This is a genomic window from Falsiruegeria mediterranea M17 (genome assembly GCF_900302455.1).
Taxonomy (GTDB): Bacteria; Pseudomonadota; Alphaproteobacteria; order Rhodobacterales; family Rhodobacteraceae; genus Falsiruegeria; species Falsiruegeria mediterranea.
This window is the reverse complement of record NZ_ONZG01000001.1, coordinates 323828-342034: the sequence shown is the minus strand read 5'-3', so window position 1 is coordinate 342034 and position 18207 is coordinate 323828. Positions and strand designations below refer to the sequence as shown.

15 protein-coding genes are annotated in these 18207 nt (G+C 59.5%); 7 read left to right on the top strand and 8 right to left on the bottom strand.

What is annotated here, in order from left to right; translation table 11 throughout:
- Positions 1-72: 72 nt before the first annotated feature.
- The 3 genes from pncA (at position 73) to pncB (ending at position 4313) form a co-directional block, all read left to right on the top strand.
- On the top strand, positions 73-666 hold the full coding sequence (pncA, locus tag TRM7615_RS01665; RefSeq protein ID WP_108785172.1) for a bifunctional nicotinamidase/pyrazinamidase: 594 nt from the start codon (positions 73-75) through the stop codon (positions 664-666).
- Between the two features lie 75 nt (positions 667-741).
- A complete protein-coding gene (locus TRM7615_RS01660) occupies positions 742-2961 on the top strand; it encodes a hybrid sensor histidine kinase/response regulator (protein WP_108785171.1) in 2220 nt (739 codons plus the stop codon).
- Between the two features lie 62 nt (positions 2962-3023).
- Positions 3024-4313, top strand: a complete 1290-nt coding sequence (gene pncB, locus TRM7615_RS01655; protein ID WP_108785170.1) for a nicotinate phosphoribosyltransferase — start codon at positions 3024-3026, stop codon at positions 4311-4313.
- Here the strand turns inward: pncB and TRM7615_RS01650 are convergent.
- From TRM7615_RS01650 to TRM7615_RS01620, 7 genes are all read right to left on the bottom strand, one after another.
- Positions 4310-5230 carry a DMT family transporter gene (locus TRM7615_RS01650; protein ID WP_108785169.1) on the bottom strand — a complete coding sequence of 307 codons (921 nt, stop codon included), beginning with the start codon at positions 5228-5230 and terminating at the stop codon, positions 4310-4312. The genes pncB and TRM7615_RS01650 overlap by 4 nt on opposite strands.
- Positions 5223-6674: an aldehyde dehydrogenase family protein gene (locus TRM7615_RS01645; protein ID WP_108785168.1), complete on the bottom strand. Its 1452-nt coding sequence runs from the start codon at positions 6672-6674 to the stop codon at positions 5223-5225. Before TRM7615_RS01645 ends, TRM7615_RS01650 begins: the two co-directional genes overlap by 8 nt.
- Positions 6675-6731: 57 nt before the next feature.
- On the bottom strand, positions 6732-8330 hold the full coding sequence (locus TRM7615_RS01640; protein ID WP_108785167.1) for an ABC transporter ATP-binding protein: 1599 nt from the start codon (positions 8328-8330) through the stop codon (positions 6732-6734).
- Complete coding sequence (locus TRM7615_RS01635; protein ID WP_108785166.1) at positions 8327-9142, bottom strand: ABC transporter permease; 816 nt, start codon at positions 9140-9142, stop codon at positions 8327-8329. Before TRM7615_RS01635 ends, TRM7615_RS01640 begins: the two co-directional genes overlap by 4 nt.
- Before the next feature lie 121 nt (positions 9143-9263).
- Complete coding sequence (locus tag TRM7615_RS01630) at positions 9264-10211, bottom strand: ABC transporter permease (protein ID WP_108785165.1); 948 nt, start codon at positions 10209-10211, stop codon at positions 9264-9266.
- A 10-nt stretch (positions 10212-10221) separates the two neighbouring features.
- Positions 10222-11235, bottom strand: a complete 1014-nt coding sequence (locus tag TRM7615_RS01625; RefSeq protein WP_235823993.1) for a ligand-gated ion channel — start codon at positions 11233-11235, stop codon at positions 10222-10224.
- Positions 11236-11366: 131 nt separating this feature from the next.
- Positions 11367-12854 carry an ABC transporter substrate-binding protein gene (locus TRM7615_RS01620; RefSeq protein ID WP_108785163.1) on the bottom strand — a complete coding sequence of 496 codons (1488 nt, stop codon included), beginning with the start codon at positions 12852-12854 and terminating at the stop codon, positions 11367-11369.
- A gap of 174 nt (positions 12855-13028) precedes the next feature.
- On the opposite strand from TRM7615_RS01620, the gene panB reads away from it, so the two are divergent.
- The 4 genes from panB (at position 13029) to TRM7615_RS01600 (ending at position 16692) form a co-directional block, all read left to right on the top strand.
- The gene (panB, locus tag TRM7615_RS01615) at positions 13029-13865 is read left to right on the top strand and encodes a 3-methyl-2-oxobutanoate hydroxymethyltransferase (protein ID WP_108785468.1); all 837 of its coding nucleotides are present in this window, start codon (positions 13029-13031) and stop codon (positions 13863-13865) included.
- Positions 13865-14716 (top strand): pantoate--beta-alanine ligase, encoded by an 852-nt coding sequence (panC, locus tag TRM7615_RS01610; protein WP_108785162.1) that lies wholly within the window; start codon positions 13865-13867, stop codon positions 14714-14716. Before panB ends, panC begins: the two co-directional genes overlap by 1 nt.
- 69 nt (positions 14717-14785) lie before the next feature.
- On the top strand, positions 14786-16264 hold the full coding sequence (gene glpK, locus TRM7615_RS01605; protein WP_108785161.1) for a glycerol kinase GlpK: 1479 nt from the start codon (positions 14786-14788) through the stop codon (positions 16262-16264).
- On the top strand, positions 16261-16692 hold the full coding sequence (locus tag TRM7615_RS01600; protein ID WP_165821339.1) for a VOC family protein: 432 nt from the start codon (positions 16261-16263) through the stop codon (positions 16690-16692). The genes glpK and TRM7615_RS01600 overlap by 4 nt, the downstream gene beginning before the upstream one ends.
- A 190-nt stretch (positions 16693-16882) precedes the next feature.
- On the opposite strand, the gene TRM7615_RS01595 is transcribed toward TRM7615_RS01600, so the two are convergent.
- Complete coding sequence (locus TRM7615_RS01595; protein WP_108785159.1) at positions 16883-18160, bottom strand: flavin-dependent oxidoreductase; 1278 nt, start codon at positions 18158-18160, stop codon at positions 16883-16885.
- Between the last annotated feature and the right edge of the window lie 47 nt (positions 18161-18207).

Genomic DNA, 18207 nt, shown 5'->3' with positions numbered 1-18207 from the left:
GCAAGCGACCTGTGGTTTGCAAAGCGCTGTCAGCGGGTTACACCAATGATCAGAGAGCAAGGGAGAGAGCGAATGAGCAACGCGCTGATCGTCATTGATGTGCAAATCGACTTTTGCCCGGGCGGCGCGCTGGCCGTGGCCGGGGGGGATCAGATCGTGCCGGGCGTCAACGCCATGATGGTAGATTTCGATGCAGTGATCCTGACGCAGGATTGGCACCCGGCGGGGCATTCGTCCTTTGCCAGCTCGCATCAGGACAAATCCCCGTTTGAGATGATTGAAATGCCCTATGGCCCGCAGGTTCTGTGGCCGGATCACTGCGTTCAAGGCGCAGAGGGAGCCGCGTTTTACCCGGGCCTGGACACGTCCGGAGACCTGATCATCCGCAAGGGGTTTCGCTCTGGCGTCGACAGCTATTCCGCGTTTTTTGAGAATGATCAAACCACGCCAACAGGGCTCGAAGGGTACCTGAGGACACGCGGGATCACGCAGCTTACCATGGTGGGGTTGGCGCTGGATTTCTGTGTGCATTTCTCGGCAGTTGATGCCGCGCGCCTTGGGTTTCAGGTCACGGTGGATCGTACCCAGTGCCGGGCCATCGACATGGATGGATCCTTGGCCGCCGCCGAAGCGGCGATGCGGGATGCGGGGGTGACGCTGATCTGAGAGAACGGTTGCACTTTCTTAACTGACGGGCCGTTAAGCTTGGGTCAATGGTGATCATTATTCCAAGGGCCGGTCATGCCTGAAAATGCCACGTCTGACGTGGGCCGTTTGGCCGCGTACGAACGACAGTTCAGCCGCAGGGGACTGCTGATGCGCTATGCGCGTGGGCGGGTGACGAATTTTTCGTCGCGCCAGATCATGACGTTGATCGGCGGGGTTGTTCTGGGCACCATGAACAGCCCGACGCAAGGCGCGATTGCCATATGTATTGCGCTCTTTGGAGAGGCGGTAGATTGCCTCTATTTGCGAAACGCTGATGGGTTGATCGCCAAGGGGGTTTCGTTTCCCAGAATTCGCTTTGTCAGCACGCTCACAGCGGCTTTTCAGGCTGCGACCATTTCTGTCTGCGTGATCATGGCGTGGTTGGGGCCTGTGACCGGCTTGTCCCCTTTGTTTTCCGCGGCTTTCCTGGCAGGCGCCGCGATCAATGCCGGGTTGGTTTTGCCCTTTCATCGCCCTGCGGCAATTGCACGGCTCACCATCTATGCTGCGACCGGCTTTGCTCTGTTCGCTCATGATGCAATCACCAGTGAAGTGCACAGCTCTGCCTTGGTGATGAACACGTCCGGCGCAATCATGTTGACCTATATGGTCGTGCTGTTTCTGCAGTTCGTCGTCCGCGGTTTTCACCGGCACAAGCATTCGATGTTCGAATTGACGGAAAAAGGGCGCGAGCTGCTCAACAGCCGGAAAGAGGCTGAAAGGCTGTCGTTGGTTGCCCGGAACGCAAACGACAGTGTGATTGTCTCGGGCCCCAAGGGGGAAATCCTGTGGGTAAATGACGCGTTCAGTCGGATCACCGGCTACTCAGCCAAAGAGGCGGTGGGTCGCAGCCCGGGTGAGCTGCTCAACAGTCCGGACACCGACCCAAAGGCGGTTGATGATATTCGCGATGCCATTCTGAGCGGGCAGCCCTACCGGGGCGAGATCTTGAACAGAACGAAAGACGGTCGAGCAATCTGGGTTGAAACCAATCTGGTCCCGGTTCTGGATGACCATGGTCGCGTCGAGGTTGCAGTAGCCGTTGAACGCGACGTCACACAGGCCAAGGTTTATGAGCGTGAGATGGCCGCGGCACGCGAAGCGGCCGTTGAAGGGGCGCGGGCCAAGGCAGAATTCCTTGCGACCATGAGCCATGAGATTCGCACCCCAATGAATGGCGTCATCGGTATGACCGAGGTGCTGTTGGATACGCCTCTGACGCCAGAGCAAAGGGAATACACGGACACGATCCGAAGCTCGGCCCGGTCATTGCTGACCATTATCAACGACATTCTGGATTTGTCGAAACTTGACGCCCAAAAGGTTGTGCTCAGCCTGATCGATTTTGATCTCGAGCGCTGTTTCGAGGAAACGCTCAGGCTGATGCGCCCGCAGGCCAAAAGCAAAGGGCTGACGCTCACCTTGGATGTGTCAGGCGCACTGCCGACGAAGGTCCACTCGGATGACGGGCGATTGCGGCAAATCTTGATCAACTTGATCGGCAACGCAATCAAGTTCACCGAAACAGGTGGGGTCACGGTAACACTGTCGGCGGATCGATGGGGGGACGGGTATCTGCTGCACATTGATGTGATCGACACGGGGATCGGCATCCCGCCAGAGAAGATTCAACAAATATTCGAGCGGTTTTCGCAAGCGGACGCCGCAACCACGCGCCTGTATGGGGGCACGGGGTTGGGGCTGACGATTTCACAAGAGCTGGTACATATCATGGGTGGACAGATCCGGGCCGAATCCACCGATGGGTCTGGCTCGCGCTTTTGTGTCGAACTGCCCGTGGGAGCGTCCGAAGACGTTCAAAGCGGCAACGCCAACGGTGACGACGAGCCTGCGTTGGAGTTAAATCGACTGGCCGGGAAACGAATACTTGTGGCCGAAGACAATCGGGTCAATCGGATGTTGATGCGCAAGTTTCTGGCTGAAACACCCGTTGAGCTGATATTTGCCCATGACGGGCAACAGGCGATCGACTGTGTTCAGGAAGATCCACCCGACCTGATTTTCATGGATATGTCGATGCCATTGATGGGGGGGATCGAAGCAACGCAGAAAATTCGCGAAATGGCGTGCAAGCAACCGGCCATCGTAGCGCTGACCGCCAATGCATTTGACAGCGACAAGGTGGCTTGTCGTCAGGCGGGCATGAATGATTTTCTGAGCAAACCAGTCCGCCGAGCCGACCTGTTGGCCTGCATGATGGCGCAGCTTGCCAGAGACGAAGGGGCAACGTAATCAAATTGCGTTGCCGATGAACGTGGCGTATCCATGCTGGAGTCAAAGGACGAGGACTACCCGTGGACATTGCTACACGCGTCTATAATCACAAGTGGAAAATCGACCCGATTGTCCGCTCGTTGATCGACACTGATTTCTACAAACTGTTGATGTGCCAATCGGTGTTCCGCAACCGCCCGGACACGGATGTCACCTTTTCGCTGATCAACCGTTCGACCCATATCCCGCTGGCGGATCTGATCGACGAGGGGGAGCTGCGCGAGCAGTTGGACCACATCCGGTCTCTGCGTCTGAGCCGGGGTGAAAGCACTTGGCTGCGCGGCAACACCTTTTACGGCAAGCGTCAGATGTTCCGCCCCGATTTCATGGAATGGTTTGAGGGGCTGCAATTGCCGCCCTACCATCTCGAGCGCAAGGGCGATCAGTATGAGCTGACGTTCGAGGGCAAATGGCACGAGGTGATGCTATGGGAAATCCCGGCGCTAGCCGTGCTGATGGAATTGCGCTCGCGTGCTGTCATCAACGACATGCGCCGGTTCGAATTACAGGTGCTCTATGCCCGCGCGATGACCCGCGTCTGGGAAAAGATCGAGCGTTTGCGTGGCGTCCAGGGCCTGAGCATCGCCGACTTCGGCACTCGCCGTCGCCACAGCTTTTTGTGGCAGGACTGGTGTGTCCAGGCCATGATGGAGGGGCTGGGCAGTAGTTTTACAGGCACCTCGAACTGCCTGATCGCCATGCGGCGCGAGGTCGAGGCGATTGGTACAAACGCGCACGAGCTGCCGATGGTCTATTCTGCGCTCGCCAAGGGTGACGCAGCGCTTGCGCAGGCGCCTTATGACGTGCTCAGCGACTGGCATGACGAGCACGAGGGCAATCTGCGCATCATTCTGCCGGACACCTACGGGACCAAGGGTTTCCTGGATCACGCGCCCGATTGGTTGGCGGGCTGGACCGGCATTCGCATCGACAGCGGTGATCCCGCGTCTGGGGCCGAAGTGGCCATTAATTGGTGGAATGACCGTGGCGAAGACCCCAAGACCAAGCGTGTGATCTTCTCGGACGGGCTGGACGTAAACAAAATCGCCGAGCTGCACACGCAGTTTGCCGACCGCGTCAACGTCTCGTTTGGTTGGGGCACGCTGCTCACCAATGACTTTCGCGGTCTGGTGCCCGACGACGGCTTGGCGCCGTTTTCACTGGTCTGCAAGGCAGTGTCGGCCAACGGTAACCCGACGGTCAAACTGTCTGACAACCCGGAAAAAGCGATGGGTCCAAAGGATCAGATCGAGCGCTACAAACGTGTCTTTGGCGTTGGCAGGCAAGAGGCGATCGAGGTGGTGGTTTAACGCCTTAACCGCCGCTCGCGCCAAATCACCAAAAGCCCACCAGCGACAATCAAGAGCGCGCCCGGGAATAGGTCGCTCCATGGTGCCTCGTCGAACACCAACCAGCCGGCAACAAAAGCGATCGGGATGCCGAAATAGCTGAACGGGGCCAGGTTGCTTTGTTCGGTCATCCGGTAGGACACGACCAGGCACAGCACTGCCGTGCCACCAAACATTCCCATAGCCACGATCCAAAGCAGGTCCTTGGTGCTGGCGATTGGGGAAAATCCACCAGCAAAATAGGCCAACGCAAAGGCCCCGAACAGGGCGGCTACCACCGAATAGAGGTTGATCAGGGGCGACGGCACATCCGGGTCCATCTGACGGGCTGTGACACCGGTCAAAGCGTAGAAAAACGCCGCTGCCACTGGCGCCATCGCGTCCAACCCGAACCCATCACCGGTGGGGTTCATGACCAAAACCACGCCGACAAACCCCAAGAGCACGGCAAACCACCGGATCATGCCTACTTTTTCGCCCAGCATCGGTACGGCCAGCGCCGTCATGAAGATGGCGTTTGAGTAGGAGATCGTCGTGGCCGTGGCAAAAGCCATGACGCCAAGCGAATAGTAGAAACAGAACTGGGCAAAGGTCACAATCACGCCGCGCATCAACCCCAGCTTCCATTGGCGCATGCGCCAGGGCCGCCCGCTCTTGTGCCAATTGGGCGAGGACCAGAGGGCGATCACGCTGGGAATGATGCCAAAGAAGTTGCGATAGGCGGACAGCTCGGCTGCCGAATAGCGCGGCGACAGATATTTGATGATCAATCCCATGATGTCGAACAGGGTCAGCGCCAACAGCGACAAGGCAATCGCAAGGATCAGATTGTCCTGATGTTTTGATGTAGCCGACGGCGTGGCCGCATGCTCAGCCATGATAGGCCGCGACGGTTTTCAGTTGTGAAAATCCATACAGTGCCTCGAACCCTTTTTCGCGCCCGTGCCCAGACTTGCCGACGCCACCAAAGGGCAATTCGACCCCGCCGCCCGCGCCGTAGTTGTTGATGAACACCTGGCCGGCATGCAGCTTTTTGGCCAGCCGCATCTGACGGGCTCCATCGCGAGACCAGACGCTGGCGACCAGGCCGTAGTCGGTGGAATTGGCGATGCGCACGGCCTCTTCTTCGGTTTCAAAGGGGATCAACACCTGCACAGGGCCAAATATTTCATCTCGCGCCAGCGTGTGGTCGGCGGGCACATCAGCAAAGAGCGTGGGACGGACATAGGCGCCAGTGTCGGGTGTATGGTCGGCAAGGATACCCTGACCCGCGATGGTCAGATCAGCGCCTTTGTTGAGGAAACCGGTCACGATTTCTTTCTGCCGGTTCGAAATCAGCGGGCCAACCCGCAGGTCATCGCGCGCAGGGCCAACGGTAAGAGCGCCATACGCCTCGGCCATGCGGGATTTGACAGTCTCATACACGCCGCGCTGTACCAGAATACGGGATGAGGCGGAGCATGTCTGACCGGCGTTCTGAATGCCTGCGTTGACCAGAAACGGCAGGGCCGCGTCCAGATCGGCGTCGTCAAACACAAGCTGTGGGGACTTGCCACCCAATTCCAGCGTCACAGGCACCACGTTCTTGCCCGCCGCTTGTTGCACCAGCGCACCCGTCGCCACTGACCCGGTGAACGAGATGTGGTGGATGCCGGGATGCGCTGACAGTGCGGCACCGGCCTCGGCTCCTATGCCGGGCACCACGTTGAGCGCTCCGGCGGGCAGACCGGCCTGCACCGCCAGATCGGCAAAGGCCAATGCTGTCAGGCAGGCCTCTTCTGCCGGTTTCAAAACGGCGGCGTTGCCCATGGTCAAGGCCGCCCCGACCGAACGCCCGATGATCTGCATTGGGTAGTTCCATGGCACGATATGACCGGTCACACCGTGCGGTTCGCGCAAGGAATAGACGGTATAACCATCAAGATAAGGGATCGTCTCGCCATGGATCTTGTCTGCCGCCCCCCCGTAGAACTCGCAGTACCGCGCAAGCGCCAGGGCATCGGCACGGGCTTGGGTCAGCGGCTTTCCTACATCGGCGGCCTCGATCGCGGCCAATTCATCGACCTTGTCCAGAACCAGTCGTCCCAGCCGGGTCAGAAGACGGCCGCGCTCGAATGCGGGCATTCGCCCCCACTCACCGTCCAACGCGGCCTGCGCCGCCGTAACTGCTGCATCGATATCTGCGGCCCCGCCTCGTGCGATCTGGCAGATCTCGGACCCGTCCGAGGGGTTGATCAAGGGCAACGTCCGCCCCGAGGTTGCAGGGCGCCACGTGCCGCCAACCAGGCACTGTGTCGGATCAAACCAGAGATCGGTCGTCATGGCGGGCTCCAATTGTTTTGAAATATGTCGTGCGCGAGTAGGACGCGAGTTGCGCGATCATGCAACCCCTTGCGTGAACTTGGGAAGGCGTGGGGCGGCAGCTAAAAGCGCCTCGGTATATGGATGCTGAGGATCGGAAAACACCTGCTCGGTGTCGCCCTGTTCGACAATCTTGCCTGCTTGCATGACCATCACCCGGTCCGTGATCGTGCGCACCACATTCAGGTCGTGGCTGATGAACAGATAGGTCAAATCATAGGCGTCACAGAGTTCGGCCAACAGATCGAGGATTTGCGCCCGGACCGAGACATCCAAAGCCGAGACCGCCTCGTCAAACAGGATCAGCTCAGGCCTGATGATCAAGGCGCGTGCGATGGCGATACGCTGGCGTTGACCGCCGGAAAACTCGTGGATGTATTTGCCTGCGTCATCTGGGGACAGGCCGACGGCAGTCAGCATCTCGGCGATGCGATCCGCGCGGTCCGTCCCTGTGGGTGGGGTGTCGAGCAGGTGGAACGGTTCGGTGATCAACCGGTCCACCTTGTGGCGGGGGTTGAAGCTGCCGAATGGGTCCTGGAACACGACCTGCATATTGCGCCGCACGGATCGGTCGGGGGTATGCCCGGAAAACACCGGGGTTCCATCCAACAGGATATGCCCACGCTGAACCTTTTCCAGGCCCAAAATAGCCCGCGTCAGGGTCGATTTCCCGCAACCCGATTCCCCCACCAACCCGAGGCGTTCTCCACGATGAAGAGTGAAGCTGACGCCATCGACGGCGCGGTGAAACTCTGGCTTGGAAAAGAGCCGTGTGCGGGGCTTGCGATAGTCGCGCACCACATCGGCAACAGCCAGCAGCGGTTGCAAATCCGGTACCGGGGGCAGTGTAACCTGGTGATCCGAGGCTTCGAACAACATCCGGGTGTAGGGGTGTTGCATGTGGCGCAGCAGGTGCCTGGTGTGCCCGGTTTCGACCACTTCGCCATGGCGCATGACCACGATGTGATCGGCCAGATCGGCGACAACGGCCAGATCATGGGTGATCATCAACATCCCCATGCCGTATTCGGTCACCAGCCCCTGAAGCAGATCGAGGATCTGCGCCTGCGTGGTGACATCAAGTGCCGTAGTTGGCTCATCCGCGATCAACAAGCGCGGGCGCAAGGCGATGGCCATGGCGATGACGACGCGTTGGCGTTGTCCACCCGACAGCTCATGCGGGAACCGTGAGAGGGGGAAGCGTTCAGGGGGCAGGCCGACGCGGGTCAGAACCTCGCGCGCGCGCTCTTCTGCTTGGGCCGGTGGCATGGCCTTGTGTATCAGAATGGTTTCCATCACCTGATCGCCAATGGATTTGACCGGGTTTAGGGCGGTCATCGGCTCCTGAAACACCATACCAATGGATTGTCCGCGCAGGGTGCACTTCTGGCCTTCGGACAGGGTCAACAGCTCTTGCCCCGCAAGCTGGATCGAGCCGGATAGGTGTGCGGATTCGGGCAACAGCTGCATCACCGAAAGCGCAGTCATGGACTTGCCGGATCCGCTCTCGCCAGTCACAGCCACGATTTCACCCGGTCCAAGTGTCAGGTCGACACCCTTGAGGATGTCATGCGCGCCGATCGACAGTGACAGGTTCCGGATCTCAAGCAGGCTCATGTGCGGGCCACCCGGATGCGCGGATCGAGCCAATCGCGCAGCCCGTCGCCCATAAGGTTCAGACCCAACACCGTCAGGATGATCGCACAGCCGGGGATCAGGGCCAGATGTGGCGCAAAGCTGACCATTGTTTGAGCATCCGCCAGCATGCGGCCCCAACTGGGCGTGGGGGGCTGTGCGCCCAGGCCGACGTAGCTGAGGCCTGCCTCGGCCAGAATGCCCAGGCTGAACTGGATAGTGCCTTGCACGATCAGCAAGTTGGCAATGTTTGGCAGGATGTGCTCGGCTGAAATGCGTGCGGTTCCCTTACCTGCAACGCGGGCGGCCATAATGAACTCCCGCTCCCACAAGGACAGCGCAGCGCCGCGGGTGATGCGGGCAAAAACAGGGATGTTGAAGATTCCGATGGCAATGATGGCGTTGATGGCACCTGCGCCAAAAATGGCAGTAATCAGGATCGCGATGACAAGCGAGGGAAAAGCAAAGACCAGATCGTTGCCGCGCATGATCAACTCATCCAGCCAGGAGCCCTTGCGCGCAGCGGCGGTCAGGCCAAGCGGGATGCCAGCGGCCATGCCGATGCCAACGGCGACCAAAGCGACGGCGATAGAGGTACGGGCGCCCACCATGATCATCGACAACATATCGCGGCCAAAATGATCAGTGCCCAACCAGTGGGTCGCGTTTGGCGGTTTCAGTTTGTTGGGGATATCTAAGGCGGCGTGATCGTAAGGCGTCCAAAGGAACGACACCACGGCGGCCAACACGACGATCGACGACAAGGCTGTACCAAGGATCAGATTGCGGCTCATGACGACGCTCCGAGCGGGGAGGTGGCGCCGGGGGCGAGGCCGTATGGGCGCAGCGCGACCATACGGCCTCGCCCCCGGCGCGGTCCCGCGATATGGATAGGGCATCGCATGGCGTAATTGGTCACGTCCGGCTCCTGAGGCGAGGATCGACGGCTGCATAGGCCAGATCGACGACAAAATTCACCATGATCACGGCAAAGACCAAGAGCATCACCACCGATTCCACCACGATCAAGTCGCGAGATGAGATGGCTTGAAACACCAGTCGCCCCAACCCCGGCAGATAAAACACCTGCTCGATGATGATCGATCCGGCCAGCAGGAATGAAAACTGAAGCCCGATGATCGTTAGCACTGGAATGAGCGCATTGCGCAGCCCGTGGCGCCACAGTGCCTGGCGGTGGCTGAGGCCCTTGGCGCGGGCGGTGCGCATGAAGTCCTCTCCCAACACATCCAGCAGGGCCGATCGCATGACACGCGCGAGAATGGCGGCCTGCGGCAGGGCCAATGCGATGGCAGGCAAGGTCAGTGATTGCATTGCTGCGCCAAATCCCTTGTCCCAACCCGCAAAGCCACCGGCGTTGAACCAGCGCAAGTTGATGGCAAAGATCAGCACCAGCATCATCGCAAACCAGAAGTTCGGCACCGCCACGCCCAGCTGTGTGGCCCCCATCACAGCGATATCCCCAGGCTTGCCCCGACGCGAGGCGGCGTAGATGCCCGCAGGAAAGGCAATCAGCGTCGATAGGGTCAGCGCATAAAGCGCCAATGGCAGCGACACCCACATCCGGTCCGCGATCATCTGCGACACCGGCGTGCGATAGGTGTAGGAGGTGCCGAAATCCCCCGTCAACATGCCGCCGACCCAAGTCAGATAGCGTTCGGTTTTAGGTACGTCCAACCCCAGCTCGGCCCGCAAGGCGGCCAGCGTGTCGGGTTGCGCATTTACACCCAACATGAAGGACGCGGGGTCACCCGGCGCTACTTCGATCACGGCAAAGATCACCAGTGAGGCGATCGCTAGGCTGAGGGTCAGCGACAACAGGCGTTTGAGGGCATATCGTAGCATCGGCGCAGGGTCAGGCCACAACCAGATAGTTCATGATGGCAAAGCCAACGATGGCGGCATACCCCAGCGGGTAGATCCATTTGATCGCATAATTGTCGAGCTTGCGTGCCACCTCTTCCCGGCCCGAGGTCTTGAGCCGCCTAAGCAGGACGCTGAATATGATGATCGCCCCTGTGACGACAAACATCCATTGCAGGATGAAATCCAGGAAGGTCAGATACCCCAGCTTCGGCAAGTCATCCGAGATCACCCAGTTGAAGGCCACAAAAACCAGCAGGTTCGCGCCCGCAATCTCGATCCGTTTGCGGTATTCGTCCAGAAAGAACAGCGCCCAACTGCAGGCGATCAGCACCAGCATCGGCATGAAGATGCGGATGGCATAATACATGATATGTCGCCGTCCTTCGAACGCCAAGGCAACCTTGGCACTTGGGGCGCCGGATAGGCCGGTGGTGGTGCTCAGCACCATGTTGGGACGCTCAAGGATCCATTCTTCCTCACCCAACAAATTGCCAAGGCCCGAAAACTCCTCGAGCGCGGTGTATTGTACGACATCTGCCGGAAAGACCGAGACGATTTCGAAAAAGAACTGCTGCTGGTCGAAGGGGTATTTCTTGAAATTGAAATACGGCGCCTGCAGCGTGAGCGAGGATTTTTCGAAATATGTGACCTGCCCGGTGTGCTCGATGGCGACGACGGATTGATGAATCCAGCGGTTTGATTGCTGGTTTTGGATGACAAAGGCCGGTACAATCGTCGGCAGGCTGGAGGCATACTCCACAAAAGCCTCGGGCTTTACGATGCGCGCGTCACGGCCGATCTCGTCGCGATCAAAAGCGAGCGCCGGATCGTGCCATCGCGCACGGATGGTGGCCACGGCACCGTAGTTTTCAGACTTTTGATCCACGAACGAAATCTGGTCGATGTGGATACCGATCCCTACCTGCAGTGGGTTTTCAGGTGTACCAACGGGCCTGTCCATGTCGGACCGAAACAGACCCTGTGCCAAGGCTTGCACAGGCATCAGCAGGATCGTTGCAAGCAGCAAACTGACCAGCAGTGCAAATCGCTTTGAAGGACGTAAGATATTCATATCATGCAAAAAGTAATGAGATCTCCCCACCGGGCCCTGTAGCGGGCACGGCGGGGTGTTGATCATTCGGCCCAGCTAACGGCGGTCAGATCGTTGGCCGCGGTCGGAGCATTGACCCAAAGGCCCTGAACGCCTGCCTTGGCGACGCTCAAAGCGGCCAACTGGAACAGGTAGCCGTTCACGTAATCCTCAGAGATCATGGTCTGCGCCTGACCCAAAAGCTTGGTCCGCTCTTCTGGGTCGGTGGTCGAATTCAGCGTTGTCATCAGCTCTTGGAACGCTGGGTTGTCGTACTGAAAGTAGTATTCGGGTCGGGCATAGATGCCGATGTCCATCGGCTCGGTATGGCTGACGATGGTCAGGCCAAAGTTCTTGCCGCGGAACACAGTTTCCAGCCACTGTGCCCATTCGACGTTGGTAATCTCGGCCTTGATGCCGACCTGGGCCAGTTGCGCAGCGATGATTTCGCCCCCGCGACGGGCATAAGAAGGCGGCGGCAGGTGCAGGGTGGTCTCAAAGCCATCTGCAAAACCAGCTTCGGCCAGCAACGCCTTGGCTTTCTCAGGGTCATAGGCCGAGTTAGCCGTCAGATCGACATAGGCTGGGTGATGTGGGGCAAAGTGGGTTCCAATTGGCGTCCCATATCCGAACATCGCGCCATCCACGATGGCCTGACGGTCGATGGCATGGGCCAGCGCCTGACGCACGCGCACGTCATCAAACGGCGGTTGCTTGTTGTTGGTGGACAGGATGGTCTCACCTTCGGTTGAACCGACCAGAACCTGGAAACGCGGATCCGCTTCGAACTGTGGCAGGTTCTCGGGGGCAGGGAAGCCGCTGAAGACATCCACATCCTCGGCCATCACTGCCGCAAAGGCGGCGGTGGGGTCCGAGATGAACTTGAACGTGGCCTTTTCCAGCGCGGGTTGCTTGCCCCAGTAGTCGGCGTTGCGTTCCAGATCAATCTTGTCGCCCTGCACCCAGCCCGAGAATTTGAAGGCGCCAGTGCCAATGGGGTTGGTCTTGATATTGTCGATGCTCTCGGGCGCGACGATGACCGCATCCCCCCACGCCATGTTAAACAGGAAATTGCCGTTGGGCTCGCTCAAGGTGACTTTGACGGTCAGCGGATCGACCACCTCGACGTCGGTGATCCCGGCAAACAGGGCCTTTTGCGCATTGGCGCTGTCTTCGGCCCGCGCACGGTCCAGGCTGAACTTGACGTCTTCGGCATCCATCGAGGTGCCATCGTGAAAGGTTACGCCGTCATGCAACTTGAAGGTATAGACTGTTCCATCATCCGAGATTTCCCAGCTTTCAGCCAGGCCCGGAACAATGGCGCCATCGCCCATGAAACGGGTCAGCCCCTCGAACACATTGGTATAAACGACCGAGTCGATAGCCTGTGCTGCAGCGCTGGTCGGGTCGAGGTGAGGCGGCTCCAATTGCATTGCGACGGTGATGTCAGACTTGGCAAACGCCTGTGTCGCCAACAGGCTGACGCTTAGCGCCAAAGCCGTTCGAAATGTGTGTTTGAATGCATGTCCCATTATGTTCTCCCCAACAATATGTCGCTTGCCTGATCCGGGAATCTGGCTGCCTAATCAACACTGTTTCCTTAAACCTTGGGTCAATCAAGGAAATGTTGGCGCAACCGGTCTTTATGTGTGCGGTGCAGAAATGCTATGCCGCGCCGCAACATAATACGCCCGCAGGAGGGAACCATGAGTGCCACCGCCCGCAAGCAAGCGCCAAATGCCGAAGATATACGTGCCCGAAAAGGGGGCGAACCGCTGGTCAGTCTGACCGCTTATACTACCCCCATGGCCAAATTCATGGACGCGCATTGCGACTTTGTTCTTGTGGGCGACAGTGTTGGCATGGTGCTGCATGGGCTGACTTCGACCCTGGGTGTGACGATGGACATGATGATCATGCATGGCCAGGCCGTGGCGCGTGGGCTGTCCAGCGCGATGATGGTCATCGACATGCCGTTCGCGTCCTATGAAGAGGGGCCAAGCCAGGCTTTTCGCAACGCTGCACGCCTGATGGCTGAAACAGGTGCCGGGGCCGTAAAGCTCGAAGGCGGGGTCGAGATGGCCGAGACCATCCGCTTTCTGGTCAAACGCGGCATCCCGGTGATGGCGCATGTCGGCCTGACGCCACAGTCGATCAACACCCTTGGTGGATACAAGGTCCAAGGCCGCGATGCGCAGGCCGAGGCGGTATTGGCCGATGCGCATGCCGTAGCGGATGCAGGAGCTTTTTCGGTCGTACTGGAAAAGGTGCCGCAAAAGCTGGCGGATCAGATCACGGGTGAGATTGCTATTCCAACAATTGGCATCGGTGCTTCCGCAGGCTGTGACGGTCAGATTTTGGTGGTTGACGACATGCTGGGCTTTTTCACCGCCTTCAAACCGAAGTTCGTCAAACGCTATGCCGATCTGGGCGACCAGGCCGAGGCCGCCATCGCCGAATACGCCGCCGAGGTGCGCGCGCGCAGCTTTCCAGCTGCAGAACATGTGTTTGCTGACCAGGCACCCGCAAAAGGAAAGACCTGATGACTGCCCCAATTCTGCGCTCTCTGGCCGAGTTGCGTAACTTGACGGCCACTTGGAAACGCGCGGGCGAAAGCATTGGTGTGGTGCCCACCATGGGGGCATTGCATGCAGGCCATCTGTCCCTCGCGCAGGCCGCGCGCACTGGTTGCGATCGGGTGATCGTCACGATCTTTGTGAACCCCAAGCAGTTCAACAACTCCGAAGATCTGGAGAACTATCCCCGGACCGAGCATGAAGACGCGGAGAAGCTCGCGCCTTTGGGTGTCGATGTTATCTATGTGCCTGGCCCGGAAGAGGTTTATCCCAGCGGCTTTGCCACCAATGTCTCTGTCTCGGGCCTGACAGATGTGATGGAGGGCGAGTTTCGACCCGGTCACTTCGACGGCGTGGCGACCGTGGTGGCGAAACTGTTCCTGCAGACCTCCGCCGATCGGGCTTATTTCGGGCAGAAGGATTATCAGCAACTGATGCTGGTCAGCCGCATGGCCCGCGATCTGGATATCCCCACCGAAGTCATCGGCTGCCCAACCGTACGCGAGCCTTCGGGTCTTGCCATGTCCTCGCGCAATCTGCGCCTGTCGGACGAGGGGCTGACCAAGGCCGCGCAACTGAACCCATTCATGCAAGACGTGGCTCAGGCTCTGGCGCAAGGCGCGTCCTTTGCCCCGTTGGCGAAACAGGCGCGGGACCGGTTGGAGCAGGCCGGTTTCACTGGTATCGAATACTTCGATCTGCGTTGCGCAACCTCGTTGGAGGCTCTGGACACCCCTACGCGTCCCGCGCGGATGCTGGCGGCGGCCTGGATGGAGGGCGTGCGCCTGATCGACAACATCGAAGTGCCAAAGGTCTAAATTCTGGGCTGGAACGTCTCCCCGTGCTCGGGCTAACCTCGCCGAAAATAAGGCGGGGAGCACGCGACAATGACTTACATTCTGGCAATCGATCAGGGCACCACCTCTAGTCGGGCGATCCTGTTTGATGGTGACATGACGCGCGTGGGCACTGCGCAGCAGGAGTTCACGCAGCATTTCCCGCGAGCCGGATGGGTAGAGCATGATGCCGAAGAGATTTGGTCGACCACGCTGGCTGTTTGCCAAGAGGTCTTGACCAATCACGGTATCGGTCCGGACCAGATCGCCGGGATTGGCATCACCAACCAGCGCGAAACCACCGTTTTGTGGGACCGCGAAACTGGCAAGCCCCTGCACAATGCCATCGTCTGGCAGGACCGGCGCACCGCGTCGATCTGCGATGCGTTCCGCAGCGAGGGGTGCGAGGATGATATCGTCGCCCAAACCGGCTTGCTGCTGGACCCTTATTTCTCGGGGACCAAAGTCAAATGGGTGCTTGATACAATCCCTGGTGCGCGAGAGCGGGCGGAGCAGGGCGGGGTGCTGTTCGGTACCATCGACAGTTTCCTTATCTGGCGGCTGACCGGGGGCAAGGTGCATGCCACCGATGCCACCAACGCGGCGCGGACCTTGCTGTTCAACATTCACACCGGTGAGTGGAGCCCCGAGATCTGCGATCTGTTGCACGTGCCCATGGCCATGTTGCCCGAAGTGCGCGATTGTGCGGCGAACTTTGGCTCGACCGAACTGTTTGGCGGATCAATCCCCATACTGGGCGTGGCTGGCGATCAGCAGGCGGCGACCATGGGGCAGGCTTGTTTCCAGCCGGGCATGATGAAATCCACCTATGGCACGGGCTGTTTCGCGCTGCTCAACACCGGGCCGGACCCGGTGGCGTCGAACAACCGGCTGCTCACCACCATTGCCTATCAACTGGGTGGGCAGAGGACCTATGCGCTTGAAGGGTCGATCTTTATTGCAGGCGCGGCCGTGCAATGGTTGCGCGATGGCTTGGGTATCATCGAAAGCGCCGCGCAAAGTGGCGAGTTGGCAGCCCAAGCTGATCCGGCACAGAACGTCGTTCTGGTGCCGGCCTTCACCGGGCTGGGTGCGCCCTACTGGAAACCTGATTGCCGGGGCGCTGTCTTTGGCCTGACCCGCAACTCTGGCCCAGCCGAGTTCTCCAAAGCTGCTTTGGAAAGCATCGCCTACCAGACCCGCGATTTGTGGGAGGCGATGCAAGGCGACTGGGGCAGCGACGCAGACGTGACCTTGCGCGTGGACGGGGGCATGAGCGCGTCCAATTGGGCGATGCAGGGGTTGTCGAACCTGCTGGGAGCGTCAGTGGATCGTCCGGTGATGCAGGAAACCACGGCCCTTGGCGCGGCCTGGCTTGCTGGGATGCAGGCAGGGGTTTACCCCGATCAGGCAGGTTTTGCCGAAACCTGGGCGCTGGATCAGCGGTTCGATCCCAGTATGGCAGAGGCAGAACGTGAAGCATCTTACGCCCGCTGGAAGTCTGCAGTGGCAGCGGCCATGGCGTTTTGAGGTTTTCACATCTCAACATCGTGGCGCGCGATGTTGACAGGCTGGCGGAGTTCTATCGGCAGGTCTTTGGTTGCCGCGACTTGCGTGCCCCTCGAACCTTGTCTGGTCAGGACGTCGATCGTGGGATCGAGTTGAGCGGCGTGGAAATCCGTTCGGTCTGGTTGTCCGCGCCAGGGCGTGATGAGGTGTTTCTGGAGCTCTTTCAGTTTGCCTCACCCAGTGATGGGGCCGTCGGTTTCGCCAATACACCGGGCTACGCGCACATGGCGTTTGACGTTTGCGACCTGGAGGCGACGTGCGATGTGATCACCTGGGCCGGAGGGTCCGCCTTGGGCGAGATCACCAACCTTGGTACAGATGAAAATCCCCATCTGGCGGTCTACATGCGCGACCCCGAAGGCAACATCATTGAGCTCGGGCAGCATTGATCAGGGATATTTCGGAAAAAGGGGCGCTCCCGCCTGTCGTCAGTGTTTCTTGCGAAACACATCCTCCCGTTGGGCCAGGCCTCGCTGCGCTCGGCGGTTGGCGCTTTCGGCAAACCAGATGCCCCAAGCGGGATCGCGCCGAGCCGAAGGCGAGGCGCCCGGCCCAAGGCCGTTAGCGGTGCTGACGCAGTCAGGATCGCTCGGGTGCGGGAGTGCTTCCGCCGACGCGTGCGCTTTCGGGAATGACACGAGGTTTGGCGTTCAATGCCTCGATCGAGAAGCCTGCGGTGGTTTTGTATTTCTCTGAATGCGCTGCCAGATCGGCAACGGGAATCACGTCATCAATCTCGTCGAAGTCACCACCACACAAATCCTCGACCCGTTGCAGCACCGCGTCCGGTCCACCGCCTGCGCGGTTGGCCAACCCCACGCCTGTCGTGACCGGGCGGACTTGCGCCTCATAAGCCCCCAGTGCTTGCGCGGTTACCCCGTGTTCGAGCAGACAAGCTCCGATCACACGGGCATCAACGATAGCTTGGCTCGCCCCGTTTGATCCGATGGGATAGGTTGGGTGCGCGGCGTCCCCCATCAGGGTCACGGTACCTTGGGTCCATTTCGGCAATGGATCGCGGTCCACCATCGGGTATTCATACACCACCTGGGCGCCCTTGATCAGAGCAGGCACATCGACCCAGTCGAACCGCCAGTCCTGGAAATCGGGCAAAAAGTCGGTGATGTCGGCGGGACGGTTCCAATCCTCTTTCTTCCAGGCCGCATCCAAAGGAAAGCGCTTTTCTGCGATCCAGTTGATGGTGGCCATTCCGCTGCCCGCGTCGGGCGCCGAAATCGGATATGCCACAATGCGCAAGTCATCGTGACCGATCATCACCATTGCGGCCCCACCGCGGAACTCGGGCGCTTGCGTTGTCGCGCGCCACAACACGCGCCCGTTCCAAATCGGTTCGCCTTCATCCGGGTACATCTGTGCGCGTAGGGCCGAATGGATGCCATCTGCGGCCACGATCAAGGATCCGGTCTCGGCTCGTCCACCTTCCAGCATCAGAGTCGGCGCGCCCGAGAACCCTACGGCCCGCGCACCGGTTTCGATGCAGTCCGGCCCAGCCCTGTCGACCAGAGCGCGATAGAGCATCATCTGCAATTCGCCGCGATGGACCGAGTATTGCGGCCAGGTGTAGCCAGCCCAGGTGCCGCGCGGCTCTTCCCAGATGGTTTTGCCCAGTTTGGAATAGAACCCATACTGCTTTGTTCGCACGCCGATGGCATCCAGCTCGTGCTCCAGCCCCATCTCGAACAGCTCACGCACCGCGTTGGGTTGCAGGTTGATGCCCACGCCCATCGGGCGGATTTCTTGAGTGGCTTCAAAGATACGAAAGGGCACACCGATCTGGTGCAATGTTAGCCCAAGGCTCAGGCCGGCAATACCCCCGCCTGCAATCAAAATGGTCAAAGTCTCTCTCCCTTAATCAGGGCCAGAGAACCAAGTTCAGATGTAAC

Bases quoted from the DNA above. Each gene is read 5' to 3' on its own strand.
- pncA (WP_108785172.1), top strand. From the start codon at position 73: ATGAGCAACGCGCTGATCGTCATTGATGTGCAAATCGACTTTTGCCCG.
- TRM7615_RS01660 (WP_108785171.1), top strand. From the start codon at position 742: ATGCCTGAAAATGCCACGTCTGACGTGGGCCGTTTGGCCGCGTACGAA.
- TRM7615_RS01650 (WP_108785169.1), bottom strand. From the start codon at position 5,230: ATGGCTGAGCATGCGGCCACGCCGTCGGCTACATCAAAACATCAGGAC.
- TRM7615_RS01645 (WP_108785168.1), bottom strand. From the start codon at position 6,674: ATGACGACCGATCTCTGGTTTGATCCGACACAGTGCCTGGTTGGCGGC.
- TRM7615_RS01640 (WP_108785167.1), bottom strand. From the start codon at position 8,330: ATGAGCCTGCTTGAGATCCGGAACCTGTCACTGTCGATCGGCGCGCAT.
- TRM7615_RS01635 (WP_108785166.1), bottom strand. From the start codon at position 9,142: ATGAGCCGCAATCTGATCCTTGGTACAGCCTTGTCGTCGATCGTCGTG.
- TRM7615_RS01630 (WP_108785165.1), bottom strand. From the start codon at position 10,211: ATGCTACGATATGCCCTCAAACGCCTGTTGTCGCTGACCCTCAGCCTA.
- TRM7615_RS01625 (WP_235823993.1), bottom strand. From the start codon at position 11,235: ATGCCTGTGCAAGCCTTGGCACAGGGTCTGTTTCGGTCCGACATGGAC.
- TRM7615_RS01620 (WP_108785163.1), bottom strand. From the start codon at position 12,854: ATGGGACATGCATTCAAACACACATTTCGAACGGCTTTGGCGCTAAGC.
- panB (WP_108785468.1), top strand. From the start codon at position 13,029: ATGAGTGCCACCGCCCGCAAGCAAGCGCCAAATGCCGAAGATATACGT.
- panC (WP_108785162.1), top strand. From the start codon at position 13,865: ATGACTGCCCCAATTCTGCGCTCTCTGGCCGAGTTGCGTAACTTGACG.
- glpK (WP_108785161.1), top strand. From the start codon at position 14,786: ATGACTTACATTCTGGCAATCGATCAGGGCACCACCTCTAGTCGGGCG.